Origin of the sequence: Croceitalea dokdonensis DOKDO 023, from assembly GCF_001306415.1 — a bacterium.
Classification (GTDB): domain Bacteria; phylum Bacteroidota; class Bacteroidia; order Flavobacteriales; family Flavobacteriaceae; genus Croceitalea; species Croceitalea dokdonensis.
Genome location: NZ_LDJX01000002.1, coordinates 755,861 through 772,424, shown reverse-complemented (window position 1 = coordinate 772,424; position 16,564 = coordinate 755,861). Strand labels below are relative to the sequence as shown.

The following is a 16,564-nucleotide window of genomic DNA, read 5'->3' as shown; positions in this document are numbered from 1 at the left end:
AATCATAGGCCTTCACAGATGTGGAGGCTTTTTTGTTTTTTGCGGATGCCAAATTTGAAATTTGAGCTGCGTAAAAGGCTACCAGTTCCCCGAAGCTTTGGGGCGATATGTTCTTATAATTTTTACATGGCTTAAAGACTTATTGACTTTTAAAGCTTTTTTCATTTGCACGCAATTTGCATGCAAAACAGATTTAAATAGAGTTTGGTGTTAGTTGGTAAAACCAGCATAAATCTTGACACTTCTTTACTATTTAAGGCTAGTTCCATCAAAAAAACACTGACTTAATACCCTACAACTTCCTTCCCAGTTTTAAAATTGGAGTGTTGCAAAAGTTGAATCCATACGTTTAATTAAAAAAAGTCTTGCTTTGTTCCTTACTAATGATGGTCTTCTTTTAATCTACCGCTTGTTTTAACTATGATTTCCATTAGCAATAGTATATTAATTGCCATAATCTAAATTCACAACATAGAAAATACTTAATCCCCAATGCGTGTTAAAATCAAAAAAGTATTTGTATCACCAAAATCCATTAACTGATCCAATAGTTTCTGAAGATGTATTTGATCTTTAATTAAAACTTTTAAATGTATATTCTGATTTCCAGTGATGCGATGTGCCTCTGTAATTTCTGGGAATTCAGTTATGCTTTGTATAACATGCTTTAGTTTTCCGGGAAATACTTTAATAAGGATAAATGCTTCTAAATCATAGCCAAGCATTTTGTTGTCTGTTTGGACAACGTAGTTTTGAATGACGCCCAGGTCTTCCATTTTTTGGACTCTTTCCCGCACCGCTGAGGGAGATAGATTAATTTCCCGGGCCAGGTTTGCAAAGGAAATACGGGCATTGTCCTTTAGCTCTTGCAGGATTTTCTTGTCAATATCGTCAACCATTCGATAGTTTATTTACAAAATAAACATTTTTTCCACGAATAAATTACGACTTAACAATAGAATCAGTTTTATTATAGCTATAACACCACTTATTTTTGAAGCACAATATTGACTTATGAGCAACATGGATACCTTGGACAGAAAGTTCAAAACTCTTGAGGCAGAAAATGCGCCAGGACAAGAAGTGCGGCAAAGCACGGGAGATTTAAAAACATTGGTCCGTGGAGAAATGCTTGATGGTATTCCCGTTGATTTTTCCCACGGTGACGTAAATGCATTTGAGCCAACACCCGGTGCTTTGGAAGCTTGGCAAAATGGTTATGCCGTTGGCGGGGAACAAGCCTATACGGAGTATCGTGGTGATGCCCAGATAAGAAAAAACCTCGCTGGTCGCCTAGAAAAATTTACGGGTGCCGCATTATCCGCGGAAAATGAATTGATCATTACCCCAGGAACCCAAGGAGCCCTCTTTTTGGCCCTCGGGGCAACAGTGACCTCAGGCACTAAGGTCGCCGTGGTAGAGCCAGATTATTTTGCCAATAGAAAACTAGTCAGTTTTTTTGGCGGAAAGCTTATGCCCATTCCTTTGCGTTACCAAGGCCAGACCGCTACAAACGGGATTGACCTAAACGCACTTGAGATGGCTTTTAACCAGGGTACCGAGGTTTTGGTATTTTCAACCCCCAATAATCCCACAGGGTACGTATATTCTTCCAAGACGATTAAGGCCATTGCCTCTTTGGCTACCGCATACAATACTACCGTAATAGTAGATCAATTATATTCCCGTATGTTATATAGTGGAGAGGAGTATACGCATCTGCGCTCTTGTGCAACGCCTCCCAAAAACTTGATTACGATTATGGGTCCTTCAAAAACAGAATCCCTAAGTGGTTTCCGTTTGGGCGTGGCATTTGGGACAGCGGCAATAATAGAACGAATGGAAAGGTTGCAGGCCATTGTGTCTTTACGTGCTGCGGGTTACAATCAAGCCGCGTTAAATACGTGGTTTGCAGAGCCCTCCGGTTGGATGGAGAAAAGGATAGCAGATCATGAGGCTATACGGGATGACCTTTTAAGGATATTTAGGAATGCAGATTTACCAACCGCTACGCCACAGGCGGGCAGTTATCTTTTCCCCAAGCTACCAAAACTTGTAGTGGATTTAGGGACATTTACGCGCCTATTGAGATTTCAAGCCAAGGTCATTGTTACGCCAGGAACTGAATTTGCACCCCAATTCACCAATAGTATACGGTTAAACTTTTCACAGGACCACAGTGCTGCGGTTGGGGCGGCACATCGGATTGTAAAAATGGTTGAAATCTACAAGAAATAAATGGACAGTATTGAAGGTAAGGTTATACCACAGGGAAATTATAAGCCAGCAGTAAGGCATGGTACTATTATTTATACTGCGGGTATGACCCCAAGAAAAGGAGGCATTTTACAGTTTAAGGGAAAAATTTTGTTGGATACTCCAATAGAGACCTATAAAAATGCGGTGGTATTGGCAACTACGAACGCACTATCCGCAGCCAACGGTTGTCTGCAGGGCCATGAACATATTGATGTGATATTGCAGCTCAATGTTTACCTAAACGCAGAACAAGGTTTTGAAAAGCACGCCCAAGTGGCTGATTATGCCTCAAACTTTTTAAAGGGGCAATTGGGCATCCAGTGCATAGGTACAAGAGCCGCAATAGGCGTTGCTACTTTACCCTCTAATGCAGCTGTAGAAATTACCATGGTAGCATCAGTTAAATGATGATATAGGATTATGTTTTTTTGTATCCCGCAGCATGGAAAAGGCCAAGCCCACTATAATGGGCAACAGTTCATGTAAAAATGATTTTCCTGTAATCGTGGATTCCACTTTTTTAAGTGGATAAAAAAAATGTTTCAGCGAAAAAAGAGCTATATAGACATGCTTTAACCTTTCAATTCCTTTGATTTCCAACTAAATTTAGAGTAAAAATTAAAGCTTTTAGTCTTTGTAGATTGACGGAAATCTATGGTATTGTTTCAACTGGATCCGATGTGGGCCAAGGTCGCGTACCAACCAAATATCTTGGTCTAAAGACGTCCTTGGTTGAAAAATAAAAAGCAATAAACGAATAATACTATTATGAAAAGTAATCTCCGGTATTTTTTGGCAACACCTTTTATAGTGTTGCTCTTTTGTGGTAAATTTTCTTTATACGGTTTGGGAACAGAGGCAAACAAAGCAGACTTGGCCAATTTGTTACGGCATGGTGAAGGCGCGCAACAAAATGTTCAAGGGGTGGTAACAGATGAAACTGGGGTTCCATTATTGGGTGTAAGCATTATCATAAAGGGCAGCACCCGTGGGGTAACAAGTGATTTTGATGGCAATTATAGTATTCCGGCCAAACCTGGAGATGTATTACAATTTTCTTTTATTGGTTTTGAGGATGTGGAGATAACCGTGGATGAGAGAACTTCCTATGATGTGGTGATGGTTACGTCAAGTTTTGAATTGTCCGGTGTTGACGTTGTTTCTACTGGGTATCAAAAAATCAGTAAAGAGCGCGCCACCGGATCTATCGCTACCATTGATACCGATATACTAGAGCGAAAGATTGATCAGAATATTATTTCAAAAATTATTGGGGAGGCACCAGGGGTACAATTTGACCCCTTCATTCAAGAAAAGAACAACATAGGCCTGGTCATTAGGGGACGTAGTTCCATAAATGCTACCACGGAGCCTTTGGTCGTTGTGGATGGTTTTGCCATTCCTGGTGGGTTTGGTACGATCAATCCAAACGATGTGGAGACCATAACCATCCTAAAAGATGCAGCCGCAACCTCTATATGGGGAATACGTGCCGCAAATGGGGTTATTTTGATTACCACTAAAAAAGGTACGGACAAGGAAAAGTTATCCGTAAGTCTTTCCGTGAATTCTGCCGTAACCTTAAAAAGAGATATTTTTAGCGCGCCCTTTGCGGACCCTAGCGACCAAGTAGACTATCAATTGGAGCTGTTCAATTTTGGTGAATTTTCGCAGGAGCGTGACCTCTTCGGTGGTGAATTAGATCAATTTTCATTATTTCAAACGAATTCCGTAAGGGAAACCATGCTGCGCCTTCAGCGAGGTGATATCGATATTGCCACGGCAGATGCCAGAATCAATGCCCTAAGAAACAATGATGGGCGGGAAGAATACTCCAGGCTCTTTATGAGACAACGTATTTGGAACCAATATAACCTTGGAATCTCCGCCGGAGGTGAGAAGTACAATATTAATTCTTCCCTAGTTTACAATCAAAACAGGGGTGAAATTGTAAATGATAGATCAGATCAGTACATATTGAACGTTACGGCAAATTACAAATTAACGGATAAGCTACAAGCCAGGTTTTCTTCCAATATTTCACATACCAAGGATGAGAACGGAATAGGTACGGGGCCAATAGATTACCTTTTTAACTTTCCCATTTTTGAACGGATTGTTGATGATAACGGCAATTATCTGCCCATGTTAGGCGGTGTCAACATTGAAAGTTCAGAATTGGCGCAACGCAGGGGATATCCTTACCCATGGACGTTTAACCTAAAACAGGAATCGGACAATAACGAAGATACCTCAACCATTACGGACATTCGTATTCAGACCGGATTAAACTATAAAATTGCTGATGGACTTAATGTAGACCTTAGTTATCAGTATTTGTACAATACCAATCTTGGCAGGGAGCTTTTTAATGAAAACACCTTTTTTACAAGAAATCAAGTCAATTTTTTCTCTCAGGTAGATGAGAATGGCCAAGTTATTGAAAATCCGGTGCCCGTAGGTTCTATTTTGGATACCGATTCCAGAAGTTCGCTGGACAATACCTTTAGGGCACAGGTAAATTATGAAAAAAGCTTGAATGATGGCCAACACAATATCAATGCAATAGCTGGATATGAGGTGAGAAAACAAATAACAGAATTTAACAGTGATCGCAAATTTGGCTATGATGATCAAAGTTTGATTTTTAACCAACCTAACTTTAATACCCGATACGCCAGTCCTATTTTTGATGGACAAAATTTAATTAACCCGGGGTCTACCGTACTTTTCAATGAAAACAGGTTCTTGTCCTACTATGGTAATGCCGCTTATAGTTATGATAGTAGATATACCATCTCCGGGAGTATGCGGTTGGATGACACCAATCTATTTGGCGCTTCTGATGAGTTTAGGAACATCCCTCTTTTTTCCGTGGGCCTAAAATGGAATTTGACCAATGAGGACTTTTTTAATTCGGGCTTTTTTCAAAATCTGAATTTGAGGGGGACCTATGGTTCTGGCGGTAACGTAGATCGGAACACATCTCCGTTCTTGGTAGCAAGACAAGGACGCGATCAAGGAAGCTTTTTAAACAATTACCTCACCATTGCCAATCCGCCCAACCCAACCTTACGCTTGGAAAAAACAAAGATCTTGAATTTGGGTCTGGATTTTTCTATGGCCAATGGCAGAATTTATGGTAATGTAGAGTATTATGACAGGCAAAGTGAAGATTTATTGGCCCGGCGTAACATTAGCCCAACGTTGGGGCTAGAATCATCTTTCTTAAATGTGGCTGAGCTGTTTAACAGGGGTTTTGATGTAGACTTGGGGCTAATTGTTGTGGATAAGGCGGATTTTAGGTACGATATGAGAATTCTCTACAGTCAAAATGAGAACCGTATTACCAGTGTTGATGAGAGTAATCCTGGCGAAATATTTCTCTTTACCCAAACAGATGCAAACGCTTTTGTGGTAGGGGAACCGGTAGACACCTTTTTTAGTTTTAGGTACGCTGGACTAGACAGAAACGGCAACCCTTCTTTTTTTAATGAAAACAATGAAATAGTTGAGGTTGGTGGTGATATTGGTGCTGTTGAAGCATTGAGAAATGAAGGATCTAGGTCGCCAAATAGAACAGGCTCCCTTACCAATACCTTTACCTATAAAAACTTTTCATTAAGGGTGCTTACTACCTATTCTGGTGGCAACAGGTTCAGGTTCAGTCAAAATTATGATCCGCGGTTCTTCCCAACCAATGTGCCTCGTGACTTTGTCAGCAGGTGGCAACAGCCAGGCGATGAACTATTGACCGATGTACCCCGGGTAACGTCTCCACAGGAAACGTCAACCCCACTATATCTGTATTTGGATGAATCTGACAGAAACACAGATGATGCCACTAATATAAGATTACAACAGGTAAATTTTACGTATCAATTCCCTAAGGAACTCGTGGATAAATTATCTATGACAAACTTTAGTGTTAGCCTGCAAGCCGATAATTTAAAGGTTTGGAACTTCAATAAATGGGATGTCGATCCTTTTAGCCCCTTAATACCCATCCCCCCAACTTTCAGTCTTAACCTTACTACAACCTTTTAAAGAAGCAGTTTATGAGAACTTCAGCAATTATAGCATTAGTACTGTCCATTTTGTTGATTGGGTGTACTAGGGAAAACTTCTTGGAATTTGAGCCAAAAGGGCAGGTTATACCTTCAAAAATTGAAGATTTTAGAGCGCTCCTAGATCAGGTAGAACCAGACCCAAACGTAAACTTTACCCAAGGTTTTGGTGGCCATCATGACTTTAACATTCTGGCTAGTGACAATTACAGGATTTCAGAGCAAGTAGTTACCAGTTTTGGAATAAGTCCGGAACAGCTCAATGTTTATTTTTTTAGAGATCAGATATCAACGGAGAATGGAGATGATAATACTTGGATACGTTATTACAATCAGATTTATGTAGCCAATGTGGTATTGGATGGGCTGGAACGGGTAATCGATGCAAGTCCAGAGGAAATTGCGGAGCTAAGGGCAGATGCAAGCCTACATCGTGCATTTGCCTACTTTAATTTGGTCAATATCTACAGTGTGCATTATGATCCGGCTAATGCCAATACGGATCTAGGCGTTCCTATTAGGGAGGGAATTGAGCTGGAAGGCTTGGATCTCACTAGGGCTTCGGTGGCAGAAGTCTATGATTTGATCCTTACGGACATTACGGAGAATTTGGACGCCCTCCCGGATACACAACCTGCAAACCTAAGTTTTAGGCCTTCCAAGGTGGGTGCTCTAGCCTTTCTTGCCCGTGTGTTGCTATATCAAGGCAGGTATGAAGAGGCTTTGAACGCCGTAAACAACGCACTTCAGATAAAGAATACATTAAGAAACATCAATCTGGATCAAGAAGATCCAAGGGACGCCAACGTCTTGGTATATCCTTTGGCGGTAGAAGACCCGCAACTGCTATGGTTCAAGGATTCTGGTGGTTTTACCGTTGTTGCTGATCCAGAGTTCATCGCACTTTATGACGAAACCGATTTAAGAAGGCGATGGTTTGCAGATGCAAGAACCTATTTTTTTGCAGAAATAGACGATCCTGTACTTGTGGCCCATAGAACCAACGACAACTCCAATGTGTCCCTTACCACGTCTGATCTATATTTGATGTTGGCAGAATGTAATGCAAGACTTGGTAACATACAAGCGGCTAATGATGCCCTGAACACCCTTAGGGAAAATCGATTTGAAACTGGGACCTATACTCCGGTGCAAATTACCGACGAAGCCGAGCTTTTGGCTTTTGTAAAAGATGAGATTAGACGGGAAAAAGCACCAAGTACGCTGCGAACTTTTGATATTAAGCGCTATAACAGATTTGATGAGGAAAAGATTACCGTAACCCGTTCCTTTAGGGGTGAAACGGTGACTATTGCACCTAACAGTCTTAATTGGGCCTTTCCCATAGCTCAGAACTATATTAACGCCAATCCGGAAATAGAGCAAAACCCAAGAGACTAGCGAACGCGAAATTTTTAAAACTATGAAAACAACATACAAAATAATGGCCGTAGTTTTTGGCCTCTTCATTTATCTTTCCTGTGACGATACGGATAGTGGTGCTGCCAATGTATTGGTTAGCACAGAAGATTTTACCATTAATGCCCCAGTGGTGGTTCAAGAGTTGGACACCCTTGGTTTCCTGAGGGGTAATTCCAGTGAGGGCGAGGTAACATATTCCCTTATTTCCCAGACCCCTCAAAATAGTGTGACCCTTGGCATACGGTTTGGCGAAATTATTGTTTCAAATCCAGAGGTATTCAATTCGCCGGGTGTTAATGAGGTAAATCTTGAAGTAGAGGTACGAAAGCAAAATAGCTTCCAAATTTCTAAGGTGACCATCCTAAGAAATTTAAACGACCCAGACGGCGATGGTATTGAAAACAGTAATGACAGTGCCCCGGACGACCCCTGTCTCCCTTTACAAGATGTCTCTTATACGGGTTTTAATCCTTTCAATACCGCATGGCGTGCGGCAGACTGCGATAGCGATGGGATTTCCAATTTTGATGAGTTTAGTAATGATACAAACCCCTATCTAAATGAATCTTTAATTGGAGATGCAGATGGTGATGGTGTAAGGGATGATGAAGATGTTGATCCCAACAACCCCTGTATTCCAGAACAATTTCAAGGCTACGTAGGGTTTGATTCTGAAAATGAAATTTGGGCAACTGCAGATTGTGATGGCGATGGTATTCCCAACGCAGATGAGCTCGCTAACGGGGATTCACCATACCCACAACCGGACCTTCCTTGTAATGAGATTTTAAATTTTGAGTTGGAAAACTTTGAAATGGAATTAAGGACTGTAGATAGCAACAATGGAGAAGGAGTAACCATAGGTGTAATTGGTGAAGAATGTGGAACCTTTATTTTTACCGGAGGCAGTATATTCAACCAAGGCTGTTTTAACGAGGATGTGCAGATTCCATTCTTCTTTGAACCCAACGCTCCCGATTCCTCTAATGGAACGGTTACTGTCAACGCTACAACTTATTCCTGTCTTTCAGAGGATGGAACAACTTCCACAAACTTTACGGTAGAAGGTTTTGGAACGTATAGCGGTAGTGCCAGTACTGTTGAACTTACGTATACCATTACCACTGAAGAAAACGAGACCATATCTGGAACATTGATTATCAGGCCATTAGATTAACAATGGGCAGGATAAACATTTTTGAATTATAAAAAAATAGGAATATGACTAATTTATCTAGACTGGGCTTGCTGTTATTGGCCATGACCTCTATGCTCATAATGACCACTTCTTGTGAAGAGGACGCAGAGCGTTTTTTGAGCGAGGCAAAAGATACGGATGGAGATGGAGTATTGGATAGTGCCGATGAGGCTCCCAATGACCCTTGTCTACCTTTACAGCAGATGGCCTATACAGGATTTAATGTATTTAATGCCAGTTGGGCGGGAGCAGATTGTGACGGTGACGGCGTAACCAACGGAGCCGAGTTTGAGGATAAAAGAAGAAATCCCTACTTGGATGAAAACATGCAGGATGCTGATGGGGACGGCGTGGCGGACTTTATGGACCCAGAACCTAATGACCCTTGTGTTCCTTTGCAGGAACCTGGTTATTTGGCATTTAATTCAGAAAATGAACTTTGGGGCGCTGCGGATTGTGACGGGGACCTTGTTTCAAACATAGATGAATTTATCAATGGAACCGACCCCTATTTAGCATGTAACCTAAATTTTGACCAGTCTAATTTTCTGGGAGAACTTAGAACTATAGATTCCATTAATGGTGAGGGGATTACCCTTGGGGAAATAGGAACGGATTGCGGCGTCTATGTTTTTAATGGCGGAGGTATTTTTAACCAAGGCTGTTTCAATGATGATGTAGCTATTCCATTTCTATTTACACCTAATGATACTGACTCCTCCGAAGGAACCATTACAGTAGACCTTACCACCTATGAATGCCTTTCCGAGGATGGTACGGAAACCACTCAATTTACCGTCTCAGGAAACGGAACCTACCAAGGGGAATTAGGTAGGTTGGAGTTGAATTATATCATGACCACTCCCGATGGGGAAATTGAGGGCACGCTGAATATTAGGAGTTTGGATGACGAAGGAGATGAGGAAGAGGAATGTACTCTGGATTCTTTTGAAGGGGAATACAATACCATCATTACCATAGACGGCAACGAAGATTTTGGAAATGCGCTATTGACACAACAAGAGGACGGTTGTAATGATTTTGTGCTTTCTGGGGACTTTTTGAATTTAGGTTGTGGCAACGATTTTGAAATCAATGTTTTTCTTGGGGCAGAGGAAGATGGTTCAGAGATAATTATAGAAGATGCAAGCTTTACCTGTACTTTGGAAAGTGGGGAAAACATAGAATATACCTTTAATGCTTTTGGTGAATATTCCCCAGCGGAGGGCTTTTTACAGCTTAACGAATTTACCTTGAGCGATTCTAATGGAAACACCTCCAATGGTGAAATCTTTTTTGAATTTTCCAACGGCAACGGTGAAGATGGGGGCGAAGATGAAGAAGGTGATGATTGCGCCCAGAATAGCTTTGAGGGTACCTACAATACCATTGTAAATACAAATGGAACCGAACGTTTCGGCAATGCCAGTTTTACGGCTGGCGAAGGCTGTGGGGATTTTTTACTGTCCGGTGATTTTCTGAACTTGGGTTGTGGCAATACTGTAGAGATTGAGGTGTTCTTAGGTGCAGAAGAGGATGGTGCAGAGATTATTATTGAAAACGCATCATTTACCTGTACAGTAGATGGAACGGATACAGAATACACCTTTACCGCTTTTGGTAGTTACTCCCCTGCCGAAGGTTTTATAGAACTATCCGAATATACGTTGACAGATGCTGGGGGCAACCAGACTACCGGATCGGTATTCTTTGAATCATTATAATATGAGTAGTATTAACAGCACGGAAATACTAGTAAAGCGCGCCTTGATGGTTCTGCTCATTATTTTGGTGACCACTAATTGTAAAGAGCGGGGACAAGAGGCAAATACCGCTGCTAACAGTAATCCCTTGAAAGAGACCATAAGCGAGCTTAAAGAAACCAACAAGCCACTCTACAGAACTTCAATTACGGCAACGGATATTGATTTTATAACAGAACAGGACCCGGACGCCTTCAAAAATCTTGATTATTTAAAGCGGGGCACTAGGGAAATGCCTGGTAGTGATACCGGGGACCTTATGGATAATGGCGCTTTTATCTTCAAAGCCAATTTTACTGCAGGTAATCCAGTAGAAATTTGGGCACACAGTAGTTTTGGCACCAGTAATGCTGCTAAGGAGTATGCCCAAAAACTTAGTGGCAGACTAGGCAAATTACCGCTTTATATGAGAAATAAACTTTCACATGTAATACTGCACAAAGGGGATTCCAATGCGTTTGCCGAGGATGCTGGCGGTTTTTTTGTACTGTATTCAGAGAATATGGACGCGCGTATCAGTACAAATGACTTGGAAGAAACGGTTTTTCATGAAACGGTGCATGTTGCCTTTGATTTGGCACACGCAAAAAGTAAGGAATGGAAACAGGCGCAGGAAAAGGATGTAACATTTATTACAGAGTATGCCCAAAGCAAACCTGAAAAGGAGGATTTGGCGGAATCCGCCATTTTTGCCTATGCCATGATATATTATCCTGGACGTTTGAATAAGAATGTGGAGGACTGGGTAAGGACAAATATTCCGAACCGACTTAAATTTCTAAAAAAGCTATTTGAAGAAAACAATTCTAAAACGTAGAAATGAAAATAATTAAACTATATCCGGTAATGGGTATTCTAATACTTATGCTTACCGCTTGCAGCAGTAACAATGGTCCAGTAATCAGGGATTTTGAGGAAGAATCGCAGGAAGAAATGGAACCTGATGCCACCGGGGATGATGATATGGGTACCGGCGATATGGACGAACCTACTCCTGGATTTCTAAGAATAGCGGTAGTACACCATATTTCTAGAACGGACCAAGGGGGCAACCCGGCAGTAGACGAAGAACGGATAGCCAAAGTTATGCAAGATATAAATTCAAATTTTGAATCCGCAGAGGTAGAGTTCTTCACCAAGAGCATTCAATTTGTAGACAATACCCAATGGAACGAGCAATTTGTTAAACAGGATGATTTTAGGGAAAACAGGGTACTTAGAAGTTTTGAGGACGATACAGCCTTGAACATTTTTTACTTTTTTGAACTTGGCAATAGGGAAAATGGTGTAATAACGGGAACCCTAGGCGCTACGGCCTTGTTTCCTGATGAGGGAAACAACTTAAAATTAAGTGCATCAGCATTTGAAATTGAAAATACCGCAACTCCTACACATGAAATAGGTCATTATTTGGGTCTTTACCATACAGATGATGATTTTAGGGATGCGGATGGAAATGTTGAGTTAGTTGACGGGTCTAATTGTGAGGTGGCAGGGGATAAAATCTGTGATACCCCTGCTTCTCCAGACCTAAATGACAGTAACATAGCAGAACCAACTTGTGATTATGTAGGTACAGAAACTGATGCCAATGGCGACCGCTACAATCCAGATACCTTAAATTTTATGACACAATGGGCCGGTACGGACGAGGCTGGAAACTTATGCAGAAGAAGGTTCTCACCACAGCAAATAGAAAAAATGATTTCGGTCTTGGAGAATGAAAGAGCGTATTTAATTGAACCTTGAACCGTAAGTAAACCATTTCCTGTCATTTGAAAAACCTAAGCATACTTGTTACAATTTTGTTATCCTTGGCCATATATGGTCAAGAACATCTCTACATGCCTCTGGAATTCCAGAAGGCATATAGGCTAAACAGCCGCTCCTTGGACGGTACGCCCGGAACAAAGTACTGGCAGAATTTTAGCAGTTACGATATTAATGCCGAAGTATTTCCCGGTACTTGGAAATTGAAGGGAAAACAGACCATAACGTATCACAACAACAGTCCTGATAGTTTGGATCAAATTGTCATAAGACAGTATGCAAACCATTATAAGAAGGGTGCGGTACGCGCCAATGAAATGCCCTTAACGAATTTAACGGACGGCATGATCATTACCAACCTAAAGGTCAATAGCGAGCAGGTGGCCTTAGATAAAAATACCGCTGTCAGCAATCTGGCGCACGCTACCAAACAGTCAAAAGAGGAAAATAGGATTACCGTAGAGCGTAGTTCCACCTTTATCACCCTAGAGCTAACCACTCCAATTTTACCAAATAAAACAACCGAGCTGTTTATGGAATGGGAGACGGAAATGCCATCGGTCTACGTGAACAAAATTGGGGCTTACGACAAGGAAAGTGCCTATTTTGGCTATTGGTACCCGCAGATAGCGGTGTATGATGATATAGACGGCTGGGATAAAAATGAGTATACCGGAGCACAAGAGTGTTATACCGATTTTGCAGATTATAAAGTAAAAATAATGGTTCCAAAGGGCAACTATATTTTTGCTACGGGCAATCTAGAAAATGCCGAGGAAGTATTGAACCCACAAGAACTATTGGCCTATCGTAACATAAAAACCAGTACGGATAAACTGGTAGTTCTGGACGGGAGTAAAAACCCAATATCCAAGGCCAAAACCACATGGGTGTACCATGCCAAAAATGTACGGGATTTTGGCTTTGGGGTATCCAACAATTTTAAATGGGTAGCAAATACGGTCCAGCTCGGGAAAAAGCCTATCGCCTCAAACATTGTCTATGATGTCAAGGATGAGCCATATCTTAATGATTTATTGACGGTTCAAGAAAAAGGACTTCATTTTTTATCCAAGGATTTACCGGGAGTAACTTACCCCTATTCCAATTTTACCACATTTATTGGCGTTCCAGAATTTGATGGTATGGAATTCCCCATGATGGCCAACAATGGGTTTTCTAAACGGCAGATCAGTAACAACCACATGACCTTTCATGAATTGGCCCATACCTACCTACCACACTGGGTGGGTATAAATGAGGTTAAATACTCTTGGATGGAAGAAGGTTGGGCAACGTTCTTGACCATCAAATTCGGACAACACTTGTATCGTGGCACGGAGTTCGAAAATTATGAATTGAAACGTACCATTCGCAGTTACGAGAGAAGTGCTGGCCAACAAGGGGAAACACCATTGTTCAGTCCATCAAACTACATGGTGGTAAGAAATATGCATTTTCAGCAATCATACCGCAAACCTGCTTTTATGTATATGGCCTTGGAAAGTTTGTTGGGGAAAGAGCTGTTTAAAAAATGTTTAAAAGAATATCTATCAAGATGGGCAAATAGGCATCCTACCCCCTATGATTTTATGTTCACGTTCAATGATGTCAGTGGTCAAAATTTAAATTGGTTTTGGAATAAATGGGTGTTTGGTTACGGCTATGCAGATGTAGCGGTAAAAACAGTGGAAGAAGACCATCTGGTACTTGAAAATGTAGGTGGCTTCCCAGTACCAGTAGTTATACAATTAAACTATGCGAACAATAGGATTAAAACCTTAAGAAAATCACCCGAAATATGGGTATCGGGAGATAAAAATAATAAAATACAAATTCCTGATGTAGACAATTTAATTTCTGTGAAGCTTATTACCGATGCCTTCCCTGATGTAGATGAGGATAACAACAGTGTAGTATTGGAAAAATAATCGCTTTATAAGCAGAAATAAATAAGGTTAGTAACGTGTCCAACATATTGGGCCTACTTCGATTCATATTACACTCCGACTCCAAGCAAAACATGAAAAAACTAGAGTTACATTGGCAGATTTTAATAGGAATGATTGCCGGTGTGCTATTTGGTTTTGCAATGAACCAACTAGACTGGGGAGAGCAGTTTGTTGCAGATTGGATTCGGCCACTTGGCACTATCTTTGTAAAGCTTTTAAAGCTGATTGCGATACCTTTAATATTAGCGTCTTTGGTGAAAGGTGTTTCAGATTTAAAGGATATTTCCAAGTTTAGAAGTATTGGTTTACGTACTATGGCAATTTATATGGGTACTACCTTAGTTGCCATTACTATTGGTCTGGTATTGGTAAATGTAATCCAACCTGGCGTGGCTATTCCGGCGGATACAATATCAAAATTGGTAGACACCTATTCCGGTGACAGCGGAGTTACATCAAAATTGGCAGAGGCGTCTATGCAAAAGGAGCGCGGCCCTTTACAGTTTTTAGAGGAAATGGTCCCTGACAATGCTGTATATGCTATGAGTGATAATAGCCTGATGTTACAAGTCATTTTTTTTACCATATTTCTAGGAATTTCCATGTTGTTGGTGGGCCAAAAAAGGGCAAAACCATTAAAGAAGTTTTTTAACTCTTTAAACGATGTAGTTCTAAAAATGGTCGATTTAATTATGCTCACCGCACCCGTTGCGGTTTTTGCGCTATTGGCAAGTGTTGTTGTTTCCTCCAGCGACCCCGATTTATTATTGGCCCTTTTAAAATATGCAGGGGTAGTTCTTTTGGGACTGCTTTTAATGGTCTTATTTTACTGTGTTATAATTTCTTTTTTTACGGGTTACCATCCGTTGAAGTTTTTAATTAAAATCAGCCCCGCTCAGTTATTGGCGTTTTCTACAAGTTCCAGCGCTGCAACACTTCCTGTAACTATGGAACGTGTGGAAGAGCATATTGGAGTAGATGCGGAGGTTTCTAGCTTTGTTTTGCCGGTAGGGGCCACGGTAAATATGGACGGAACTAGTTTGTACCAAGGAGTGGCTGCAGTATTTATTTCTCAAGCTTTGGCATTTGATTTGACTTTTCCTGATCAATTGACCATTGTATTTACCGCATTATTGGCCTCCATAGGTTCCGCTGCCGTGCCAGGTGCCGGTATGGTAATGTTGGTCATTGTTTTGGAGGCTATCGGTTTTCCTGCCGATAAGTTGGCTATTGGCCTCGCTTTGATTTTTGCGGTAGACCGCCCGTTAGATATGTGCCGCACGGTGGTAAACGTAACAGGAGATTCCATGGTTGCTATCTTAGTGGCCAAATCTGTGGGGAAATTTGGAAAACCTAAGATTAAAAATTCGGACAACCAATTGTAGTAATATAGGATAAGTGATGAAATCCATGTAATGAACCTAAAGTGAACTACAAGAAATGAAGTTTACATAAATTATGATAGTACTATTAGGACATTTGTCATGAAGGATAGTATATAATTGTGTATTGGTGATAAAGCCTTCAAAATATCGGATTGCATTTATCTTCCAATCTGTATAATCCTTTCCATTTCCTTGGTAGTCCATCATATTAATTTCAATTGTTCATAATTCTAAAATCCTTGGTTTTTTACATTTTTACAATGGTACGGTTCGATATGTTTTGAAACCAAATAAAATGATCCGTATTTATTTGCTTCTATTTTTATTGGTTTGGCATGAGTAATTGGATAGCAATATTTTGTAAAAAATAAACTGTCAGTAAACGAGCTTTGCCATTTCCCCTCTATTAACTTTATCCTAAGAATTCTCCAAAAGAATACAAAGCACTTTTGTTCATTTCAAATCCCTAAAAAGAAACAAAACGGACACTATTTTAATACGCAAAAGGCTAGACCGTTTGGATAGACTGTTGATTGCCAATAAAGAGGTACTCACCTTTGATGAAACCTGTGACTATACAAGCATATCTAGAAGTTACCTTTACAAATTCACCGCTGCAGGCAACATTCCGGAACCCAAACCCAATAGGAAATTGATTTTTATCGAATGGGTGAAAATCTTCCGTTTGTAGTTGCAGAACGGACATCAACCATAATTCCTAAATACCTAACACCAAAAAAAGGCCAAA

12 protein-coding genes are annotated in these 16,564 nt (G+C 40.7%); 11 read left to right on the top strand and 1 reads right to left on the bottom strand.

What is annotated here, in order from left to right:
- Nucleotides 1–482: 482 nt before the first annotated feature.
- Complete coding sequence (locus I595_RS06970; RefSeq protein WP_054558644.1) at nucleotides 483–899, bottom strand: Lrp/AsnC family transcriptional regulator; 417 nt, start codon at nucleotides 897–899, stop codon at nucleotides 483–485.
- 115 nt (nucleotides 900–1,014) lie between these two features.
- On the opposite strand from I595_RS06970, the gene I595_RS06965 reads away from it, so the two are divergent.
- The 11 genes from I595_RS06965 (at nucleotide 1,015) to I595_RS06910 (ending at nucleotide 16,507) form a co-directional block, all read left to right on the top strand.
- A complete protein-coding gene (locus tag I595_RS06965) occupies nucleotides 1,015–2,238 on the top strand; it encodes a pyridoxal phosphate-dependent aminotransferase (RefSeq protein WP_217997184.1) in 1,224 nt (407 codons plus the stop codon).
- Nucleotides 2,239–2,667, top strand: coding sequence for a RidA family protein (locus tag I595_RS06960; protein WP_054558643.1), 429 nt, complete (start codon nucleotides 2,239–2,241; stop codon nucleotides 2,665–2,667). It begins immediately after the preceding gene.
- A 360-nt stretch (nucleotides 2,668–3,027) separates the two neighbouring features.
- Complete coding sequence (locus I595_RS06950; RefSeq protein WP_083467511.1) at nucleotides 3,028–6,306, top strand: SusC/RagA family TonB-linked outer membrane protein; 3,279 nt, start codon at nucleotides 3,028–3,030, stop codon at nucleotides 6,304–6,306.
- 11 nt (nucleotides 6,307–6,317) lie between these two features.
- Nucleotides 6,318–7,727: a RagB/SusD family nutrient uptake outer membrane protein gene (locus I595_RS06945; RefSeq protein ID WP_054558640.1), complete on the top strand. Its 1,410-nt coding sequence runs from the start codon at nucleotides 6,318–6,320 to the stop codon at nucleotides 7,725–7,727.
- Nucleotides 7,728–7,749: 22 nt separating this feature from the next.
- On the top strand, nucleotides 7,750–8,925 hold the full coding sequence (locus I595_RS06940) for a CREC-EF hand family protein (RefSeq protein ID WP_157449670.1): 1,176 nt from the start codon (nucleotides 7,750–7,752) through the stop codon (nucleotides 8,923–8,925).
- 44 nt (nucleotides 8,926–8,969) lie between these two features.
- Complete coding sequence (locus tag I595_RS06935) at nucleotides 8,970–10,670, top strand: hypothetical protein (protein WP_054558638.1); 1,701 nt, start codon at nucleotides 8,970–8,972, stop codon at nucleotides 10,668–10,670.
- A 1-nt stretch (nucleotide 10,671) separates the two neighbouring features.
- Nucleotides 10,672–11,526, top strand: a complete 855-nt coding sequence (locus tag I595_RS06930; RefSeq protein WP_054558637.1) for a hypothetical protein — start codon at nucleotides 10,672–10,674, stop codon at nucleotides 11,524–11,526.
- Between the two features lie 2 nt (nucleotides 11,527–11,528).
- A complete protein-coding gene (locus tag I595_RS06925) occupies nucleotides 11,529–12,458 on the top strand; it encodes a M43 family zinc metalloprotease (RefSeq protein ID WP_054558636.1) in 930 nt (309 codons plus the stop codon).
- Nucleotides 12,459–12,553: 95 nt separating this feature from the next.
- A complete protein-coding gene (locus I595_RS06920; protein ID WP_157449669.1) occupies nucleotides 12,554–14,410 on the top strand; it encodes a M1 family metallopeptidase in 1,857 nt (618 codons plus the stop codon).
- 92 nt (nucleotides 14,411–14,502) lie between these two features.
- On the top strand, nucleotides 14,503–15,816 hold the full coding sequence (locus tag I595_RS06915; RefSeq protein WP_054558634.1) for a dicarboxylate/amino acid:cation symporter: 1,314 nt from the start codon (nucleotides 14,503–14,505) through the stop codon (nucleotides 15,814–15,816).
- 517 nt (nucleotides 15,817–16,333) lie between these two features.
- Nucleotides 16,334–16,507, top strand: a complete 174-nt coding sequence (locus I595_RS06910; RefSeq protein WP_245628241.1) for a helix-turn-helix transcriptional regulator — start codon at nucleotides 16,334–16,336, stop codon at nucleotides 16,505–16,507.
- Nucleotides 16,508–16,564: the final 57 nt, after the last annotated feature.